Origin of the sequence: Mycolicibacterium sp. Y3 (assembly GCF_051188035.1) — a bacterium.
GTDB classification, from domain to species: domain Bacteria; phylum Actinomycetota; class Actinomycetes; order Mycobacteriales; family Mycobacteriaceae; genus Mycobacterium; species Mycobacterium fluoranthenivorans.
This window is the reverse complement of sequence record NZ_JAVQLT010000003.1, coordinates 1-18,798: the sequence shown is the minus strand read 5'-3', so window position 1 is coordinate 18,798 and position 18,798 is coordinate 1. Positions and strand designations below refer to the sequence as shown.

The window sequence follows — 18,798 nt, the reverse complement described above, 5'->3', positions numbered from 1 at the left end:
GCGCCGTGAAGCGTTTTGCACCGTGGACTGCACCGGCGGTGCCCGACCTGCGCAACGCGCTGCGGGGTGCGCTGGCCGGGGTGATTGAACACCACTCGAGCGCCCTGCTCGGTGCCGGCGATCCGGGCGCAGGCGTGGCGCAGCGTCGGCGCCACGACAAGCTGGCCAAGGACCTCGCCGAGACGCTGGACGAGATGCGCCGCGAGGTGCAAGCCGTCGACCGGGCCGACCTGTACTGGGTGGCCCGCGACATGGTGCCCGTCGCAATCCAGGCGGCCCAGACGCTGCCGGAATGGACCCCCGAGCTGGCGCTGCCGTCGGAGGCTGGTCTGCTGTGCTGGGCCAAGCCCGCAGGAGTGATTCCGTTCCCCGGATTCGACGACGCTCCGTGGGATGCGGCGTGGTGGTGGCGTCGCGAGGATGGCGTGTTGCAGATTCAGGTGGCGTCGAGGTTGGTCAACCGCCAAGAGATTCTGGCGCCGTTCGGGGTGTCGTCGCCGCTGTGGTCAGGCACCACGTTGCTGGTCAATCCGGCCGTGCCGCGCACCGCGGAGGTGGAAGGTAATCCCGATGCCTCCGAGTTCGTCAAGATCCTGGGCGCGACATGGCTGTTGATGAGTCAACGCACGGTGGCTGAAACGCGGCAGCTGGATGCGCGCCCCGCCGATGCGGACAAGGCCCCTGGCAGGCCATCGGTGCCGACGGCGGTGTCGATGGTGGAGCTGCGCCGCCGGGTCCATCAATCCGGCGAACGGTCAGCCGGCAAGGGCGGCCGCACGTACAAGTCCCGCTGGACCGTGGAGGGGCATTGGCGCCAGCAGGCCGTAGGGCCGGGCTGGTCGCAGCGCGAACCGCGCTACATCACCGAGTATGAGAAGGGTGCCACAGGAGACGACGTCATGGTCAAGACCGCGAAGGTGCACTCGCTGCGACGCTGACACTGCCTGCCTGTCGTCCTGCACGGACACCGGCCGGTTGGTTAGGGTGATGGCGCTCCTCAACACGGCTGCTCGTGGCTTCATCCGTTTGCGCCTCCCTCGTGGATGGCTGTGTGTCGCAATGCCCGGCGGCCGTGGGCGGGGGCTGCCCCCCTTGGCTTCGGCCGCTGTGGGCACCGGTGGGGGATCTGGGACCTGGCTTTTCCCCTTGATGCCGCCCTCGGGTTGGCTGGTGCGTCAGATGCCGGCCCGGAATACCCCCACCGGATCCGAACCTAGGTGATGCGCCGACCTAACCGACAGGAACACCGTGGTGACCATTCTCGGGATTGACTCCCACAAGCGCACCCACACCATCGTCGCCGTGGACCCCGGTGGCGCCAAACTGGCAGAAAAGACTGTGGACACCACCAGCGCCGGCCACGCCGCGGCGCTGGATTGGGCCCAGCAGCAATTCGGTGCCGACATCACCTGGGGTGTCGAGGATCAACGTGCCGTGACCCACTTGCTGGAGCGTGAACTACTGGCAGCCCACCAAACCGTCAAACGCGTCCCACCACACCTGATGGCACGCCACCGCGGATCCGCGCGCACCTGGGGAAAGTCAGATCCAATCGACGCCCTGGCGGTCGCGCGCGCGGTATTGCGTGAACCGAATCTGCCTGCCGCCGTCCATGATTACCTCGCTTGGGAGCTCAAGCTGATGATCGACCGCAGAGAAGACCTCGTCGGTCAACGCGTCAACACGACCAATCGGCTGCACGGACGCCTGCACCTGCTCGCACCTGAACAGGCCAAGATCGCGCATCTGGAACGGGAGAACCCGCAGCAGGCTCTGGCTGAATACCTCAAGCACCAACCGGGTCTAGTCGCCGAGATGGCACGCGAAGAACTCGCCGATCTCCAGCACTTCACCCGCCAGATCACGGCGGTCACCAAGCAACTTCGCGCCCGTGTCCAAGAACTGGAGTCCTCGCTATTGTCGATCCCCGGGTGCGCCGAACTCACCGCGGCGAAATTGATCGCCGAAGCCGCGAACATGGACCGGTTCCGCAGCGAAGCGGCCTTCGCCCGGTACACCGGCGTCGCGCCGCTACCTCTGTCGTCCGGATCCACGACCGGGCGGGTGCGCTTATCACGCTCGGGTAACCGCGCATGCAATGCCGCCATCCACCGCATCGCGATTGTGCAAATCCGCCTCAACGGACCAGGGCGTGCCTACTACGAGCGGCGGCGCAGCCAAGGTGACACGTACGGCATGGCGATGCGGACCCTCAAACGCCGCCTGTGCCGCATCATCTACAACCGGCTGTGCGCCGACTACGCAGCCCGCCCGCATCAGGCACCGAAAGCACTGACGTCTGCGGTGAACTCAGGACTTCCAGCCTGGATGCTGCTAACGCAACTCAGCCAGTTTGACGACGGTTACGAGGACGAATAGGTGCCCTGAGTTTCTTGGGGTTCGGCTAATGGTCTCGAATTGCCCCCCGAGATCGAACATCTGAATCTCTGGACACGGTAAGTCGGGCCAACCTGGCGTGGTCTCACCCAAGCACTGGACTACACGCCAATTGAGGACCTCGCGACCCCGGGAGGCGCGCTACGTTCGGCGGCGGCCGGTATGGCGAAATGGGTATCGCATTCATTGCAGCACATAGGATTCCGTTACGTTAAGAGTGGAGCTGGTGAGGCCTTCTATATCGACCGCTTCGATTTCCTCGTCGAACGGAGCTGAGCCTTTCGGCAATCTCGTTGGTGAGGCCGACGGTTAGATCGTGAGGTAGCCGAGTCGCTGAGCGGCGGCGGCGATGCGGGTCGTCAACCCGGGGTGGGTCAAAGGGAGCGACAGTGTTGGGCGGGCTGGCATCGCGGTGGCCGCGGGGGTGAACAGGACGATGCAGGGTTGGCCGGCGAACCGACTGTTGTAGTGCAGGCCGTCGAGGTCGGGGAAGGCCTCAGTGATGCGTCGGGCCCAGCGTTGGGTGATGGAGTGCGGTCCGGTGGACAGCGCGAAGGTGCCGCCGGCGCGGGTGGGCCAGGAGCCGGCGCTGTCGGCGGCGAGATCGAGCAGGGCCAGGTCGCGGTTGAATCGCACCGCGGTGAGGTAGGGCTCACCGCGGAACCGGTCGATGGTGCGGTCGGCTTGGAAGGCTTCGGCCAGCGCGGGCAGTGGCTCGGAAGCGGCGTACCAGACGCCGATCCCGTCATGGTGGCGAGCCGGTGGTGGGTGGGGGTCGAACCGCAGGTGCGGTCCGTGCTCGCGGAAGGCGTTCCAGCCCAGCACGTGAGTGCCAGTGGTGCGGTGGACTCGCCACCAAGTCTCGCCGGTCGAGACGGTGCGGCATTCCTCGTCGCGGATGCCGATAGCGCGCAACTCGGCGGTTGGAGGCGGATCGGGCAGACGCGCGGTCACGTTGCGTACCAGTCGACGGCGCCGGCCGCGGCGACAGCCTGGTCGACATCTCCGCCGGCACGCAGCCACTCGATCGGGGTCATGGGGCGGTCATGAAACAGGTTCGACTGCGGCGTGCGCAAGAAGCCGGCCACTGCCACGGGATGCAGGTCATCGGGGAGGGCTTTGAGGACCTGGTCGATACCCCGGACCTGGCGGGTGGGGCCGCCGTTGTCGCCGGTTTCGAACTGCAGAATGGGGAACAGCCAGGTCTGCCCGTCTGGAATGGCCCACAGCTCGCCGGCGAGGCGCTTCTGACGTACGCGGGAAGCGCTGATGCCCAGTCCGCTGGCGACCTCGTCGGCAGTGAACGCGGTGACCGCGAGATGGGCCGTGTGACCGGCGATCTCGGTGCCGGCGGCGATGAAGGCGTCACGGTCCTCGGGGAAGTTGGCATCGTCGAGCAGGCGGGCCTCGGCTTCGGTCAGCGATGCCGCCCAGGGGCGCGAAGCCGGCAGGTATTGCAGGGCGGCGACGAAGTCATCGGGACTGATGTCGAAGCGTTCACGCAGGAGTTGTTCAAGCTGGAGTGATACGGACATCAAACCTCCTCTAACGATGATTAACACCATGCTATACCCGTTAGGTTGATGTGTCGAGAACGTGTCGGCGCGCTCGCTGAACGCCAGGAGCCGCCGATCGGGATGACGTTGCGCAAGTTGCTGTATGGCCCGCGTGCCGACCCCTATGGGCCGGCACGCGAGACAAATCCCGGACCGCTTCAGGCCCTACCGCGTTCGGTGACGGTGGTGCGGCGATGGCGCGCGGCGGTGGCGGGTGTGACGTAGCGTCCGGTGACCGCGCTGCGGTGACGGGTGCCGGAACTGCCGTTGCGGCCGCTGCGGCGTTCGGTGACCGTGGTTCGCGGGTTGCGCACTGCGGTGGAGCGACGGACGTACCGGCCGGTGACGGCGCTTCGACTTCTGGCCATGATGGTGATCTCCTTCTTTGTTGAGGGTTACTTCATCGGCCCGGTGGGCCCGCGCCATTGGGGGCGGGACCGGACATCTGTGGTGGTGGAGCTGAAGAGGTGGCTATGCCGAACGGCGTTGCTGCTCAGCCTTTTTGAGTTTGAGGAACTTGCGGCGTACGGTTTCGCCTTCTCGGGCGTCGCGGCCGGACGTGATGGCGGCGTCAGCCCAGGTGCGGGCACCGTCGCAGAATCTGGCCATCACGATCTCCTGCTCGATGGGAGACAGGGGTTCCAGGACGCGTTTGAGGATGGGGTGTGTGATGGGCTGGCGTTTGGGGGTGAACTCCGATGCCTGTAAGCGGTCCATCGGTGTGGTGGGGGTGTCGCCGTCGCCGTCGTGGGCGGCACGATCGGGCTCGTCCAGCGAGGCGATCGTGCGGCCGCGCCTTCTGGTCTCGGTGAGCGGCACCCACAGGCCGTGCTGGTAAGTGACGATCTTGCGGAGGGGATCGACGGGGTTGTAGTCCGCGTCGAATGCGGTGCCAACAGGGGGAAGCCAGGCGTCGTCGAGGAGTGCCGAGGAGACGGCCTCGATGCGGGCGTCGGTTGGGGGCCACTTGTAGCCTAAGACGCGGCGCATGAAGGCGATGACCGCCCGGCGTACCGCGTCGCGGTCGGTGTCATTGATCAGGGCGTCGCGGGTCATGAGGGCTAGGTGCAGGGCCTTGCCTGCGAGTCGGTGGCCGAAGTCCGACAGCACGGTCCAGCCGTGCATCAAGTCGGTGATCTGCGTCGACCATATCCCGGCGGCCGACTGCACGACCGGTGTTAGGCGGGTTAACTCGTCGATCCTGGTCTGCAGGTTGCGTAGTGCGGGGGAGATCACGTCGTCGAGCGCGCGGTAGGACCTGTTGAGGTCGAGCATCGTGCGGGCCGCGGCGCTGATGGCGTTGTGCATGCCGGTGTTGACCGCCGAGGCGGTGCCCACGACGTTGGACCAGGCTGTCATGTCGATGCGGGGGACTGCGGAGTGCAGCCAGCCGGTGAGGCTGCCGGGGCCGGTGGCGATGGCGTCGGAATAACGGCTATAGCCGCGGGCGAGGGGTCCCGTGCGATCCAGCTGGGCGATGCTCTCAAGGGCGCGGGTGAACGCTTCCCCGGCGCCGTTGATGCCGCGCAGGTAGTTCTCTGCGACGCCGCGGCCGGCCATGAGGGCGTCGATGCCCACCACGTCACGGGTATGGCCGAGGAGGTGGTAGCGGCTGGCGTCGAACTGTCGGCCGATGGCGGGCAGCTTCGGCATGGGGAAGTCGATGGCGGGAAGCTTCGGCATGGGGAAGTCGATGGCGGGCAGCTTCGGCATGGGGAAGTCGATGGCGGGCAGCTTCGGCATCGGGAAGTCGATGGCCGGCATCTCGAACTTGGGCGTGAACTGGTGCCAGTTCGGTGATCCGACCGAGCCGTTCAGTGCGGTGACGGTCTTGGCGAGCCCGTCGATGGCCGAGGGGTTGCCTGCCTCGATCGCCGCCGCCGCGAGGTCCGCGAGTCGATCGGTCGGTGAGCCTTCGGTGCCGTGAACAGGCTGGTCGCTGTTGATCTCGTCGTCGGCCGCCGGGCTGGCGGGAACGTCGTCTTCGTCGCGTTCTGACATTGGATGGAACCTCCTGCTGGATGTAGGCGAGGCCGAGATTTCTCGGCCCTCTACTGTTCAGGCGGCTCGTTGGGACGAATCGACACTGGTGTGATGGACATCACATCACCGTCTGTCGTTGTGGAGTTGGCGTGCGCGTCGACCCGGTTCTGATTCTAACTTGCAACCCTGACGAACAGCGGTTTCACGGCTAGGGGTCTCGGACGGTGGGGTTGTGTCCGTGGTCGGCGTTGACGGATGTGGGTGGGTACCAGCGCAGTTCGTAGTGTGGCTATGTCAACTTGAACTGGCCCCGGGAGGGCGGGCTGCGCTGGCCCCGGGGTTGGGCGGTGTTATCGGATCAGTTGCCCGCCGAGTAGACGAACAGGCGGGCTTGGCCCGTGGGGAGGGTGCCGGCAACGACCGAGATGCCGAATGTCAAACGATCGGTCGGGGTGAAGGACAGGTACTTCATGTTCGCCATGTCGCAGTCGAAACCGTATTTCTTCCATACCTGTTGAAGGTCTCCGGGGATGGTTTTGCAGGAGGTGACCGACATGGTTGTGGGTGCTCCGTCAACGTGGGGGAAATCTAGGGAGGTGTCGGCTGTCTCGGATCCAAAGGCGCCCGAATAAGAGGCGTCCCCGGTTACTGGGGGTTTCACCTCGGTCATTCCAATGAGGCGGTAGCTGTCAGGAATGCTGATCCGCAGATCGCGCATCACGTCGCGCGCTTGGCTGTCGGTGAGTGTGGACACCCAGGGCGGCGGCGGATCGTCGTCACAGCCGGCCGCCGCCATCACCACCACGACAACCGCGGTCATCCACCGCGCTCGGCGCATGCCGGTGCTACCCGTCACTGTCCGGGAACTGCAGTGCCTGCACGCTTTCCATGGATGGGCGGGCCTGATTCGTCGGGGTGCAGACGTGGGGCTCACGGTGGCAGTTCGCCATGGGATACGTGGTCGTGCATTCAGTGACCGCGTTTGGCCACGAAGACCATCAGGCGATCGCCCAGCGGCTTCAGTGATATCTCGATGTTCTTCGGTGAGCAATATGCTTTGGCTCCAAGGATGTTGAAGCCAATTTGGGCGAACTCGTTGAGGTCTTGCTCGGCCGTGCGCTGGCACGCCGAGATGTTCGCAGCGTCAAATTGTTCCGGCCCGTATTTCTGGCGTAGCTCTGTCAGGTACTTCTCGTCGGTGAAGTCCTTGACAGTGAAAACCGCGCGTATGTCGGGTGAACCGACTACGTAGTCAGCCTGTCTGAAGTAGATGATATCGGTGTCAGCTGGGATGAGCGCGAGATCACTGTCAATGAGTATCTTCTTGCCTTCATCCGGGTCGCGAACCACGGTGCCGTGTGGATCGGCGCACCCCGCAGCGAGAAGCACGCACGCCGAGCCCGCCAGCGCGGCGAGTCGCTGAAACTTATGAGATCGCACTAGTGATCGTCTCTTCGAAAACGGAGGTTACCCCGTGGGTGTTGAATGATCTCGCCCAGCCGATTTCGCGCAAGTGTGCCAGCGAATCAATAGCGACTTGTTGCGGACTCCAGCCGGCCCCGACGCTGTAGTCGGTGAGGTCGTAGAGAAACACGCGCTGCTGCACATTGATGATGGCGTTCCCGTTGGCGCTTTGGCCCACAGTCTGCGCGAGTGTGACGACCTGTGCCTGATAGCGACCAAGCGAGAGGACCGCGTCGGAAGAGCCGCCAGCCACTGTTGTCCACAGCGGACCGTGGCTCACGACGTTCCCCGCTGAGTCCCTCGCAACGGGTGCAGCCGTTGGATTTTCGTAGGCTTGCAGGACCCAGCTTTTTCCGCTGGACAATAGCTCAGTGACCGCAGCGTTTTTTGCCAACTCGCGCACGTCAAACACATTGGATACACCATAGGCATTGGTTATGGGATCTGTTGCGATCGAGTCCGCATCATTTCCCCACAAGTCGTATGTGTCACCAAGCGACCCTGCACCGCCAGGATTGTTGACATACCTGTTGATGAGTCTCTCGGATGCGTGCCACCCACGCGCATTGAGATATGCGACGGTCGTCTTGCCTTCGCCACGGGAGATGTTACCCACGACCGTTCGCTCAGGACCCTCAAGCGGTCCCTGTAGCCGGGTCGCGAAGTTCGGGTCAGAAACGTTGTCCAGCCATCCTCCAATGGGGGTTTCGGGGAGCGGCGGCGGCGGTGTGTCGCCGGCAGTATCAGGCCCTACGGCGACTGGAGAGAGTGCCGGTCCCGCTCCTCCCTCAACGCCGTCAGGATCTGCGGTGATCGGGTACACCGCATCCGGTCGTGGAGTGATGGTTTGGGTGAGGGTGCTGCCTTGGGCGGTGAACTGGGTGGGTTGGGCCGCGCCGGTGGCATCGCGCGCCCACGGGGCCGAGAAGCCGTCGCCAGTAGCGGTACCCGACGCGTCGAGGATGGAGACGGTTTGGTCGGGGTTGACCTGCAGGCTGCCACCGTGAGGGACGACCTGGGAGGCGTCGAAGTTGTACCGGGTGGGCGAGGACGGGTCGGTGAGGGTGACCAGGGTTTGGTCGCCGTCGGTTTGGCCGAAGTGGGTGACGCTGAACCCGCCCCGCACCCCTTGCGAAGGATCCGATGAGGTGGTGCGCGTGGCACTACCGTTGCGCCGTGACGCCGCGCCTGCTCCGGCGGCAGCCAATCCGACCACCAGTGCGGTGGCGGGCCCGGTCGGATCATTGGGTGCTGCCGGGGTGACCGTGGTGGTGGACTGCTCGCCGGGGGCGTATTCGCCCTGAGCGGGGATGACAATGGTTGGGGTCTGCTGCTGCGCCGCGGGCGGCGAGGTCTGTGCCGGTGTGGTGTCCTGCGGTGGTGTGGCCGGCTGGGCGGTGTTCTGCTGCCCGCGGGTCGGCGGCGCTTCCTGTACCTGGCTCGGTGCCTGCGCCGGTTGTGACGGTGCAGCTTGGCTGGAGATCCGGGTGTTCACACTGCGATCCGGGCCATCCGCGCTCCAGCGGTTGTTGGCGTTGGTCTGCTCAGAAAAACTCGACCCCGACCGCCGCGCGGCGGAATCAGCGCTCGATCCGCGGGCGGACGATCCTGCGCGGGTGGTGGTCGAGGTCTTCTTCGCGTCGCCTTTCTTGTCGCTTTTCTTGTTGTCGCCGGGCTTCTTTTTGTTCTTGTTGTCGCCGGGCTTGGAGTGATCGCCTCCCGGGGAGCCCGGTTTGGGGGTTGCCGCGGCGTGGGCGATGAGGGTGGGATCGCTGCTGATCATCGAAACGATCAGGCCCGCGACCGGTACCAGCAGGGCGGTCAGGCCCGCCGCCACCCCGAGGCGCAACCCGCGGCCGCGATCGCCGATCGAGCCCACCGGTACCGCACGGTGGCGCCCACCGGTGCTGGCACGCAGCAGTGTGGGTGGCGCATCTGGTGCGGGGACCACCTGCTGCGGTTCGACTCGCGCGCAGGGCGAGCAAAGACCCACTCGACGGTCGCGAGTCACCGCGTGGGCTCCTGAGCTACGCCGGCTGCCCGTCAACTCTCCCGCCATAGCGACCCCCAGGTGTTGTTCGACGTCCCGGTTCTGCCTGCGGTAGCAGTCGGGGTGTACAGGGGTTAGTCGGGAAACAGACATCAAACCGAACGCCTCTGCGCGGTGATCTAGCACACACGGTCATCGGCGGTCTGCGGGGCTAGTCTGCCTCTGCAGCAACACCACCCCACTTCCCGGGGTGCTCACGGGTGTGTGGTGCTCGACCTCAGCACATGCCACAACCAGCTTTCCTGAAGGGGAAATCATGCACACCGTCGGTGAACGCACACAGTTCGGATTCACCAACCTGGCCGCGCTACTGGCCGGCCTGGCGATGCTCGTCATCGGTTTCGCCGTGATCACCGCCCTGCCCGGCTGGGTCACCCGGTGGGGCACCGTGCCGGTATACCTGCCGTATTTCTTGTACATGTCCATCGCCGGACGGCTGTTCTGGACAGGCGCCGACACCGCCTGGGACGCCATCAAAGGCGCTGCAGCACAACGAGAGCCTGCGTCGATCTCGCGGATATGAGTGGCCTTCTCGTTCAGCTGTTGGCGGTGTTCTTGGTGCGGGCATGGGCGAGCCGATAAGAATCGGTGCCGGTTTCGATGATGGTGCCCCCGAAGGTGAGCCGGTCCACGATCGCCGCGCACAGCCGGGGATCGGTGAACGTCTTTGTCCACGAACTGAAGGCCTCGTTGCTGGCGATGGCTACCGAGTTCTTCTCCTCCCGCTCAGTCAAAACCTGAAACAGCAACTCAGCACCCCTTTTATCAAGCTCCATGTATCCGAGCTCGTCAAGTAAAAGAAGATCAACCCTCCCGTAACGGGCAATGGTTTTGGTGAGCTGCTTGTCGTCGGCGGCCTCGACGAGCTCGTTGACCAACCGGGTGGCCAGGGTGTAGCGCACCCGGTACCCGCGCTCGGCCGCGGCGGTCCCCAGGGCGATCAGCAGATGACTCTTGCCGGTGCCCGAATCCCCGATCAAACACAACGGTTGGCCCTTGGTCACCCAGTCCCCGGTGGCGAGCTGGTGGATGGTGGCCGGGTTGATGTTCGGGTTGGCCTCGAAATCGAAGTCGCCCAACCACTTCTGGCGGGGGAACCCGGCGGCTTTGACCCGGCGCACGGTGGAGCGGCGGTCGCGGTCATCGCATTCGGCCAGCAGCAGCTCGGCCAGAAACCCTTGATAGGACAGTTGTTCCCGGTTGGCCGCACCCAAGGCTTCCTCGAGCACGGCGCGGATGGTGGGTAAACGTAGCCGGCGGCAGGCTTGATCGATCGCCGCGAGGGCGGCGGGTTCGGTTAGGCCGCGTTGGCGGCGCAGTGTGGTGGTCACCGAAGTGACGGCTGGGCTCATGAGACGTGACTCTCTTCGGTCGTGGCCGATGTGGTGACCGCCCGGTTGGTGGTATCGGAGCCCGCATTGGTGCGGCGGCGGGCCAGCAGCTCGTCGTAGGCGGCGACGTTGGGCAGCGGCCGGGTATCGGCGGGCAGCCCGGCGATGATCGCTGCTGGATCGGTGAGCCGGCGTTGGGTCAGACTGACAACCCGCTGCTCAGCCTGTTGCGCAGGGGCAACGAGATGACGGTCCGAATCAGACCCACCCGTGACGATGTCGCCGGCGGCGTGCCGTCGGGCTTCGACCGCGACCACGTCCGCGTTGACCGCGCCGAGCGACACCGCGGCGGTGATCCCTGCGACGACGTCGCCGGCAGTCATGGTGCGGTGCAGCAGCAGCACGTCGATCAGTGCGCGGGTGCCCGCACCATCGCCGTTGACCCGCCGAGCGGCAGCCCAGAACGCCTCATGCGCCGCGGTGAACGTGCCCGTCGCCCGGGCCCGGGCCAGCGCGGTCGACCCGGGAAACGCGCCCGGTTTGATCTTGAGGACCTCCAGGTAGTGATCCAACAACACACTGGACCCACCCCTGGTCGCGATCCGGGGGTGAGACGCGATCACGGTGGCCCCGTCGAATACCACCACCTCGGTGGCCCGCAACGAGACCCGAACTTTACGGCCGATGAACCGCACCGGCACCGAATACTTCGCCATCCGCACCGTGATCAACGCCGACCGATCCACCCGCGGCGTGAGCACCAGGCCAGGATCAAACGGTTCGAACGGCACCGGCGCCAACAGGGGTTGCTCGGTGGCGAAATCCTCCCCGATGGTGCCGATCCGGTCACCGATACGCCGGTGGTCATCTTCGGCTTCCCAGCCGCGGATCCGATCATTGAGCTCGGCCAGGGAGTCGACCTCGGGCATCGGAGACAACCGGTTACGGCGGAAACGGCCGACTTCGCCTTCCACACCGCCCTTTTCATGCGCCCCAGCGATACCAGGCTGGCAGTAGAAGGCATCGAACCCGAAGTGTGACCGAAACAGGATCCAACGCTGGTTTTCGGTGCGACGCCGATCCGTGCCATGCAGCACCGTCGCCACCGCACACGTCAGATTGTCGTAGCGGATATGGCGGGTCGGGACACCCCCGATCGCCGCGAACGCCTCAATGTGGCCCTCCAGGAACGCTTCCTGCCCCTGGTTGGGATAGACCCGGTGAATCGCCTTACCCGAGTGGGCCAGCCAGAACACGAACATGTGGCACTTGGTTTTCACCCCGGCCAGCATCACCCACACCTCGCCGAAATCGACCTCGGCCTCCGCCCCGGGCGGGTGTTCCTGCGGGACGAACACCTCCACCCGGCGGCCCGCTTCGATATCGATCTGGGCACGACGCAGCCGGACGTAGTCCCGGACGGTTGAATACGACAGATCGACCGCGCCGTGTTCCTCAATCAGCCGGTGCGCAATCCGCCGCGCGGTATGGCGCTGCTTGCGCGGGGCTGTCGTATCAGCCCACAACATCGCATCAATCACCGATTTGAACGGGTCAAGTCTCGGCGACCGGCGCACCGGGGTCTTACGTGGTGGGGGCACCGCATCGGTCAGCGCTTGTCTCACCGTGCGCCGGTGCACCCGGTACTTCATCGACAATTCCCGGATCGACAACCCGTCCACCCGGGCGTCCCGGCGAATAGCGGCGAACTGTTCCACTCGTACCTCCAGCGCGACCACCGGCGGCCCCTTTCATCGCAACCCTGATCCGATGGATCAACACTGCGGTGGGGCCAACTCAAACCGTCACAACCACACCGGCGAGTCAAAAAAGAGGGGCCAAAACACGCCGCCCTACCGGAGCCACCTCAAACTGTCACAGACAGTAGTGCCAGTCGATTCCTTGGACGCCGTGCAGGGTGCCGATGACCTTGCCGTTGGTGTCGCGTTCGGCGATGCGGACGCGGTGCCAGTGGGCCTTGCGGATGTGTGCTGGTAGGCATCGACCGCTCGGAGAGGAGATGCCGCTGGTGCTGGCGGTGGAATCTGTCCCATTGGTATCGCCCGTGGGCGGGGGGACTCGGTGTTGGCGCAGGGCCGTTCCGGTGCGCCATCCGAGGTTGCAGATGTGGGTGGTCTTGATGTGATGGGGCCGGGCGATGTGTTCGGGCGGCGGCCAGTCGAGTTCGGGGTCGGTGGCGGCGGTGTAGAGCAGCAGCGACAAGGACAGGGTGATCAGCGTGGGGAGTTCTCGGCCTTGGGACTGTCCGAAGTCGGTGGCCATGGAAACCGAGCTGTCGATGAGCCCGGACAGGGTGGTCTCCTGGTCGGCCAGGTCGCCGCGCAGCTGGAAGGACACACTCTGCAACCGAGGCCGGGGGTCCCCGTCCTCTTTGAACACCCAAACACAGCGCACGCCGTCCGATCCGGGGATCTCGACGTAGTGGGTGATCTGGGCGCCGTCGAGCTGCCAGCGGTCCTCGCTGGGTTGGGTCGGGGTGGGGACAGGTCTAGTCCGGGTGTTCCGGCGGCGTCGACGGCCCGGATGCCGGTGGCGAGCATGCCGGTGTAGTGACACATGCGGGTGCCGTCGTGCAGGGAGAGAGGCTCGGCGAGGCTGTAGGCGATGGCGTTGAACGGGAATCGGTCGATCCAGTCGGGGACCAGCTCGACGTCGGTGTGGGAGTCGATCAGGGCAGCGGCGAAGTCACCGTCGACCCGCAGGACCACCGGGCGAGTCGTTGCTGCCGCCCCCGATAAGACAAGGCCGTCCAGTGAAGCCGGACGCAAAGAGGTAGGGCAGGCAGCCGAGGTCAGCCGTTGCGCGCGTTGTCGGCGACGGCTACTGCGAGAGCGTTCTCGAAGTGCCGCGCCCTGACGCCGTCGTCAAGCAGCGTCACCTTGATCGTGCCGCCTGGTTCCCAATGGTGATCGGGCGGTAGTTCCGGCAGGCCGCTGCCTTTTGTGTGAAGCATTGCGGTGAGGACTTCGGCCATCACGGGTGGCCGGATGCGGGTTGATTCGCCGGGATGGGTTTTGAAGTACTCACGGTCCTCGTCGACGATGCGTTGCTGGGCCACCGCAAGTGGGCAGGTCGGCTCGTGAATCCATTCATTGCGTTCAGGGTCGACTACGGCGGCGCAATCGGGGCAGGCGAGACCGGTCGGCGGTGCCAGCGGCTGGAGGTCACGTAGTCGATTCGGGAGGGTGATCGCCGCGAGATCGATGGTCTCGAATCGGCCGCCGGCGAGGCGTCGGTTGCAGAACTCGAAGGGCGAATGCACCTTGGCCCGGAGATCCTCGTCAACCCGTCGCACCATGTTGCAGTCGGAACCGTGCAGAAATGCCAGTGGTGTGTCGCCGCTGACGACGAGACGGCAGCCGTTCGTGGTGCTGGGGAACTGGTGTGCGGCAAAGTAGCGGGACTGGTCCCCGGAGACGGGTACCTCCATCATGGGGGCTTCGAGCAAGCCCAGGGATTGCAGATGCCGGGAAACTGCGGCGCTCTCGCCTGAGCGTTGGTACTCGGGCAGGGCCTCGATGAGTACGAGGCTTGTGTGTGTGCGCGGCGAGCGTTTTGCTCGCAGCTGCTTGTTCGGACGCTTCTTGTTCGCGCGTTTGGACACGATGTCTGACTCCTTCTGGGCCTCTAGGTTCGCACACCCAGAGCGACCCGAGGCAGGGGTTTCGGTGCATACCGAGAAGCCGATCCCGCTGCTAGGTCGACAGAGGGGTGGGACGGTTAGACCGTGAGGTAGCCGAGTCGTTGTGCTGCGGCGGCGATGCGGGTCGTCAACCCTGGGTGAGTCAGGGGGAGCGACAGTGTTGGGCGCGGTGGCATCGCGCTGGCCGCCGGGTGAACAGGCAATGCAGGGTTGGCCGGCGAAACGGCTGTTGTAGCGCAGGCCCGTCGTCGACGGCACCAGTTGGATTTCCTTTGATGGGGCCGCCGCGGGCGTGCTGACGGTCTCGCGGCGCGCCACCGCCAGGGCGGGACGTCGATCCGGTAACGACGAACGGCGGCGGCGGACTTTCACTGGGAGCCTTGCGCAGAAACAAAAGGGCGCCCCCTGCTTGAGGGGGCGCCCTTGAGGGGTGGAGCAACTAGCCGGCGAGGACCATGATCCGCTTGGTGATCGCCGCGTTGGAGATGGTGAGCACCGGCGGTTGCGACTTGGTGCCCTTCGACAGAGTGACCGTGTACACGCCGTTGCGCAGGGAATTGTTCCCGGTGCGCTGGCCGGCCGCGGCCATGCTGTTGAACAGGTCGGTCGCGTTGCCGTAGATCACGCCGTTGGCGGGACCCGCGATCGGAGCCGCCTGCCAGACGATCTGTTGTGGATCGCTGACCGATGTGAAGTGCGGCGCCGAGGCGAGGATCTGGTTGAGCACATCCTCCGGGCTGTATGGGCTCTTGGAGTTGATCACGAACTCGATCACCCGCGACGCGACGTCCTGAACAACGAACCACACCACACTCTTGCCGACCCGCATGGGCTTGCCCTCGTCAGCCGAGGCAACGGCCAGCTGACTGCTGCCGAGCACGGTCGGGACCACGCTGCTGACAACGTTCGGGACCGCGCTCCCGAACACCATCCCCACCGCGAGGAGCCCCGACGCCGCAACAACCCCGAGCCTCTGTCGTACTGCGCTACTCGAAATTTTCACCTGCTACTCCTAACCTGAACTATCTGACAGATACCAGTATCTACATAATCTCGAGATTATGCCAAGCCCCAGATCCTTCTGGATCAATACAGAAGTGAACAGCAGATAGTGCGATTAGAATCGCGAAATCCGGGGATTCAGGTGCTACCTTGACGCGGTGGTTCGATGCATAGCCAGGCGAGAACATGCGGGCCGCACCTCAGAACGCACCTGATACGCCGCTTCCCAAGGCGCGCCCAGCAGCGCGCTCGGAGTCGCAAGAGGAGAACGAAATCAATGGCAAACGACGACGAAGCCTCATCGTCCACCGGCGCCGCACCCACCCACGAGCCGCGGGACAAGAATCTGCAGGTGAAGGTGACAGCGACGTATCAGGCTGCTGTCCAGGTATTGGCCACGGCGAAGGGTCACAAGACCATCTCTGACTACATCGGTTCGCTGCTGGATGCCGAGATCGCTGCTGCCCAGCTCGACGAGCTGGACAACGCTATCGATGAGCGCAAAGCGCGGGAAGCGAACGATGAGAAGGCCTCACTTCGCGAGGTTTTCTCCAAGGCCGGGCCGCTTAAGGCGGTCGGGTAGCTACGCCCTAGAGCGTCAGCAGTCGACTTTCGGTCAGCGGAAACTCATGATGAAGTCCACCAGTCGATCAGCAGCCTTCCCCTCGTGGGACATACAACGGGTACGGCGTGACGACCCCGTCTTGGCTGGTTGCGGTCTTGTCTTCGGAGCGCACCATGACCTGCACGAACTTGGCGTTGTAGCCGCAGAAGTAGCCGTTGTTGGTCCTGTCTGGGCGCGCCACGACCTGGAACTGGTAGAGCACGTCGCCGTCGTCCAGGGACGGCACGTCCACCGCGGTTCCGCCGTTTCCGTTGACGGTGTTCAGTTCCGGCTGCGGGATGCTCTCCTTGACCGGGGTCTTCATCAACGTCGCCCCGGTGATATCCATCGGCAGAGGCGCCTGGATCCAGAGTTTGAGGTTGGTGTCGGCGGCACTGGCGTCGTCCTTATGGGCCTTCGACAGCAGTACCTGGAATGTCGCGATCTGGTATTCAAGTGGCATTACGGCGGCAGCCGCCACGGGCAACCGGCCGTTGACGGTTTGATCGGCGGCCGTCTGTTCGGAGCCCTGGTCCATGAAGAACAGCCGGACGCTCGTGTTGGGCAGAGTCAGCGCCGAGTCCACGCCTTCGACAGGGGGCGGCAACGACGGGATCGGGTACGAGTCCACGTAGGTGTCTTGCCAGCCGAACAGCGATCGCGGGATCGACGCAACGGCTTCCCCCAGCCCGATGCACGCCCCAACGGTCACCACCGCAACCAGGGCGGCAAGTCGGGGGCGCGTACCGGCCAGGAATGCCCAACCTTTCGACCAGCCCGACGGCTCCGGTGGCGGAGGATGGTCCGAAGTGTTGGTTGCGCCGGGACCGTCGCCGGGGGTTTTTGTGGGACCGACCGCGGCAGTGCCCGTCGTCTCGCGCCCAGGCTCGGTGTACGCGTTCAGTGTGGGGTAGGCGCTGGCGGGCTTCGCGTAGCGTTCGAGCATCTGGGTGATGGCAGTCGACGACCTGTCCCACCACTGGTCGGCCGGCTGCCCGGCCTCAAGATTGTCGACGGTGATCTGCAAGAGCTTTCGCAGGTTGTTGGCGGCCGCGAGATCATGAACTTTGCTCTGGCGGGGAGTCGACGACGGGCTCAGTCCAATCTCTTCGGCGAGCTTGCCGGCGGCCTGAACCAACAGCCCGTATTGACTGAAGACCCCGCCTTTTACAGCGGTGGAATCGGGTGGCTGTTTGAAGATGCGTCCGGTGTCCTCGTCGGTGCCAGTGATGCCGGCATTCTCGATCAACGCGAGCGCGGCAGCGGCGGCCAGTGCTGTGTCCGATCCGTTGGGCGCGATCTGCTGGGCCTTTACGGTGGCGGACCTCATGGCCCATTGAAGTCGACCCCGCCGCACACTGCTCCCCTGCAAACCATCCGCAGCGAACGATTCGATGCACGACAGAGCCAGTTCCGTCAGCTTGTCAACTTGGCCTTGGTCTGCATCGGCTACGCCCCCCACCTGCGACATCGTAGAGGTACGAAGGCACGCCAGTCCTGCTTAGGCCCTTTGTTTGCCGTAACGGGCGTCCGGAACGGACCGATCAACACCACGACCGATAACCACCACCACCATGAGACGGCGAGTACAACCGTGACTGCGACAAGCAACGGCCGGAAGTTTGCCTGGCTACATACCCTGGCGTTGACCGCCGCCGGACTTGCCGTCGCTATCGCACCCCCCGCCGCCGCTACGCCCAACGGCGTCGACTTCAACATCGCATGCAGGGACCAGTACCCGGCTGCCGATGGCTTCTCCAACGGGCAGGCCTACCTGGTGTCTCCTCGCGACGCCTATTCTTGGCGCTGCAAGCAAGTCTCAACATCTGGCGGGGTTATCGCTGATCTACCCGTCAATCCCAATGCGTTCTGCTCCCCCCTCAGTGCCAAGCCGGCCCTCGACGGATCCGAGAACTGGATTTGTTCGGGGTGAAGAACCCGCCCGGCTTAGCCGTGCCGACCAAGGTCGTGCAGTCGACCAAGCCCGGAACACTCCCGATCGCCGCGCTTCCGCGCCCGACTGCTCGCTGAGTCAAGCGGCGGTGATGGTGATGCGAAGGCGTTTGCCGCCCAGGGGGCCGAGACGCGGCGCCGTGCTGAGGGTGCCGGCGGTTGTCTGGGCCGGGGTTGGCCGGCGGAGCTGGGCTTGTTGGGGGTGACGTCACTGGTCGGCGGGTGACCGCGCTGGGGTTGATCGAAGCACCGGGGTTCATGGGGAACACTGACCCTCAGGTATTACGGTCGGTAGGCCGATGGGTACCGGATGGGCGGGGAGAGTGCCCGGGTGTGAGTCGGGGCGGTTCTGGTACGGTCCGGGCGGGGGTGTAGCGCCGCAGGCGCGATTGATCGAATATCGAATCATGTTGGTGCACAACGAGTATGGTAAAGTAGGGCGTAGCCCGGACGGGAGTCGAGATGCCAAGTCGGGCAACAACCCTCGAGTCGGATCCGCCGGCCGGCATTCGCGACGAACCCATCGCAGTCGAGGCGAAGCCGAGACATGGTAGCCGAAAACCACTGGTATACAGTAAGATTGAAATCATGAACAATGGCGAAGCCATCACCACCAACGAATACCAAAACTGTTGCAGCACAACAATAAGCGAGTGCGAGTGATGGCCGCAGGCCATCCAACCCAACTCCACAACACGAAAACCGTTGCCTAACAACAATACTCAACCAGGCACATAAGCGCCGCAGGCGCCGGCCTTCGACGCCCGCCGCAGGCGGGCTCCTTCCACCGCGGC

At 64.8% G+C, this 18,798-nt stretch carries 17 protein-coding genes and 1 pseudogene; 4 read left to right on the top strand and 14 right to left on the bottom strand.

The window, feature by feature from the left end:
- Positions 1–5: 5 nt before the first annotated feature.
- Both QN239_RS32435 and QN239_RS32430 read left to right on the top strand, forming a co-directional pair.
- Positions 6–938, top strand: coding sequence for a hypothetical protein (locus tag QN239_RS32435; protein ID WP_499017327.1), 933 nt, complete (start codon positions 6–8; stop codon positions 936–938).
- Between the two features lie 313 nt (positions 939–1,251).
- A complete protein-coding gene (locus tag QN239_RS32430; protein WP_499017326.1) occupies positions 1,252–2,379 on the top strand; it encodes an IS110 family RNA-guided transposase in 1,128 nt (375 codons plus the stop codon).
- A 327-nt stretch (positions 2,380–2,706) separates the two neighbouring features.
- On the opposite strand, the gene QN239_RS32425 is transcribed toward QN239_RS32430, so the two are convergent.
- From QN239_RS32425 to QN239_RS32395, 7 genes are all read right to left on the bottom strand, one after another.
- Positions 2,707–3,351 (bottom strand): RES family NAD+ phosphorylase, encoded by a 645-nt coding sequence (locus tag QN239_RS32425; protein WP_499017325.1) that lies wholly within the window; start codon positions 3,349–3,351, stop codon positions 2,707–2,709.
- On the bottom strand, positions 3,348–3,932 hold the full coding sequence (locus QN239_RS32420; RefSeq protein ID WP_499017323.1) for a helix-turn-helix domain-containing protein: 585 nt from the start codon (positions 3,930–3,932) through the stop codon (positions 3,348–3,350). Before QN239_RS32420 ends, QN239_RS32425 begins: the two co-directional genes overlap by 4 nt.
- Before the next feature lie 179 nt (positions 3,933–4,111).
- Positions 4,112–4,321, bottom strand: coding sequence for a hypothetical protein (locus QN239_RS32415; RefSeq protein ID WP_499017322.1), 210 nt, complete (start codon positions 4,319–4,321; stop codon positions 4,112–4,114).
- Positions 4,322–4,424: 103 nt separating this feature from the next.
- Positions 4,425–5,954 (bottom strand): hypothetical protein, encoded by a 1,530-nt coding sequence (locus tag QN239_RS32410; protein WP_499017321.1) that lies wholly within the window; start codon positions 5,952–5,954, stop codon positions 4,425–4,427.
- A gap of 340 nt (positions 5,955–6,294) precedes the next feature.
- Entirely contained in the window at positions 6,295–6,756 is a 462-nt protein-coding gene (locus QN239_RS32405) for a hypothetical protein (RefSeq protein WP_499017319.1), read from the bottom strand.
- Between the two features lie 149 nt (positions 6,757–6,905).
- On the bottom strand, positions 6,906–7,376 hold the full coding sequence (locus QN239_RS32400; protein ID WP_499017318.1) for a hypothetical protein: 471 nt from the start codon (positions 7,374–7,376) through the stop codon (positions 6,906–6,908).
- On the bottom strand, positions 7,363–9,279 hold the full coding sequence (locus QN239_RS32395) for a hypothetical protein (RefSeq protein WP_499017317.1): 1,917 nt from the start codon (positions 9,277–9,279) through the stop codon (positions 7,363–7,365). The genes QN239_RS32400 and QN239_RS32395 overlap by 14 nt, the downstream gene beginning before the upstream one ends.
- Positions 9,280–9,706: 427 nt before the next feature.
- On the opposite strand from QN239_RS32395, the gene QN239_RS32390 reads away from it, so the two are divergent.
- Positions 9,707–9,973, top strand: a complete 267-nt coding sequence (locus QN239_RS32390) for a hypothetical protein (RefSeq protein WP_499017316.1) — start codon at positions 9,707–9,709, stop codon at positions 9,971–9,973.
- 13 nt (positions 9,974–9,986) lie between these two features.
- On the opposite strand, the gene istB is transcribed toward QN239_RS32390, so the two are convergent.
- From istB to QN239_RS32360, 6 genes and pseudogenes are all read right to left on the bottom strand, one after another.
- Positions 9,987–10,802 (bottom strand): IS21-like element helper ATPase IstB, encoded by an 816-nt coding sequence (gene istB / locus QN239_RS32385; RefSeq protein WP_499017315.1) that lies wholly within the window; start codon positions 10,800–10,802, stop codon positions 9,987–9,989.
- Entirely contained in the window at positions 10,799–12,511 is a 1,713-nt protein-coding gene (istA, locus tag QN239_RS32380; RefSeq protein WP_499017668.1) for an IS21 family transposase, read from the bottom strand. The genes istB and istA overlap by 4 nt, the downstream gene beginning before the upstream one ends.
- 145 nt (positions 12,512–12,656) lie before the next feature.
- Entirely contained in the window at positions 12,657–13,358 is a 702-nt protein-coding gene (locus tag QN239_RS32375) for an AcrVA2 family anti-CRISPR protein (protein ID WP_499017314.1), read from the bottom strand.
- A 235-nt stretch (positions 13,359–13,593) separates the two neighbouring features.
- Positions 13,594–14,406, bottom strand: a complete 813-nt coding sequence (locus tag QN239_RS32370) for a hypothetical protein (RefSeq protein ID WP_499017313.1) — start codon at positions 14,404–14,406, stop codon at positions 13,594–13,596.
- 116 nt (positions 14,407–14,522) lie between these two features.
- Positions 14,523–14,700 (bottom strand): annotated as a pseudogene (locus QN239_RS32365) (RES domain-containing protein); the annotation flags it as partial.
- Positions 14,701–14,884: 184 nt separating this feature from the next.
- On the bottom strand, positions 14,885–15,448 hold the full coding sequence (locus QN239_RS32360) for a hypothetical protein (RefSeq protein ID WP_499017312.1): 564 nt from the start codon (positions 15,446–15,448) through the stop codon (positions 14,885–14,887).
- Between the two features lie 276 nt (positions 15,449–15,724).
- Here QN239_RS32360 and QN239_RS32355 point away from each other — a divergent pair, with 276 nt between their 5' ends.
- Complete coding sequence (locus tag QN239_RS32355) at positions 15,725–16,030, top strand: hypothetical protein (protein ID WP_499017311.1); 306 nt, start codon at positions 15,725–15,727, stop codon at positions 16,028–16,030.
- A 67-nt stretch (positions 16,031–16,097) separates the two neighbouring features.
- Here the strand turns inward: QN239_RS32355 and QN239_RS32350 are convergent, their stop codons facing one another.
- Positions 16,098–17,513 carry a hypothetical protein gene (locus QN239_RS32350; protein ID WP_499017310.1) on the bottom strand — a complete coding sequence of 472 codons (1,416 nt, stop codon included), beginning with the start codon at positions 17,511–17,513 and terminating at the stop codon, positions 16,098–16,100.
- Between the last annotated feature and the right edge of the window lie 1,285 nt (positions 17,514–18,798).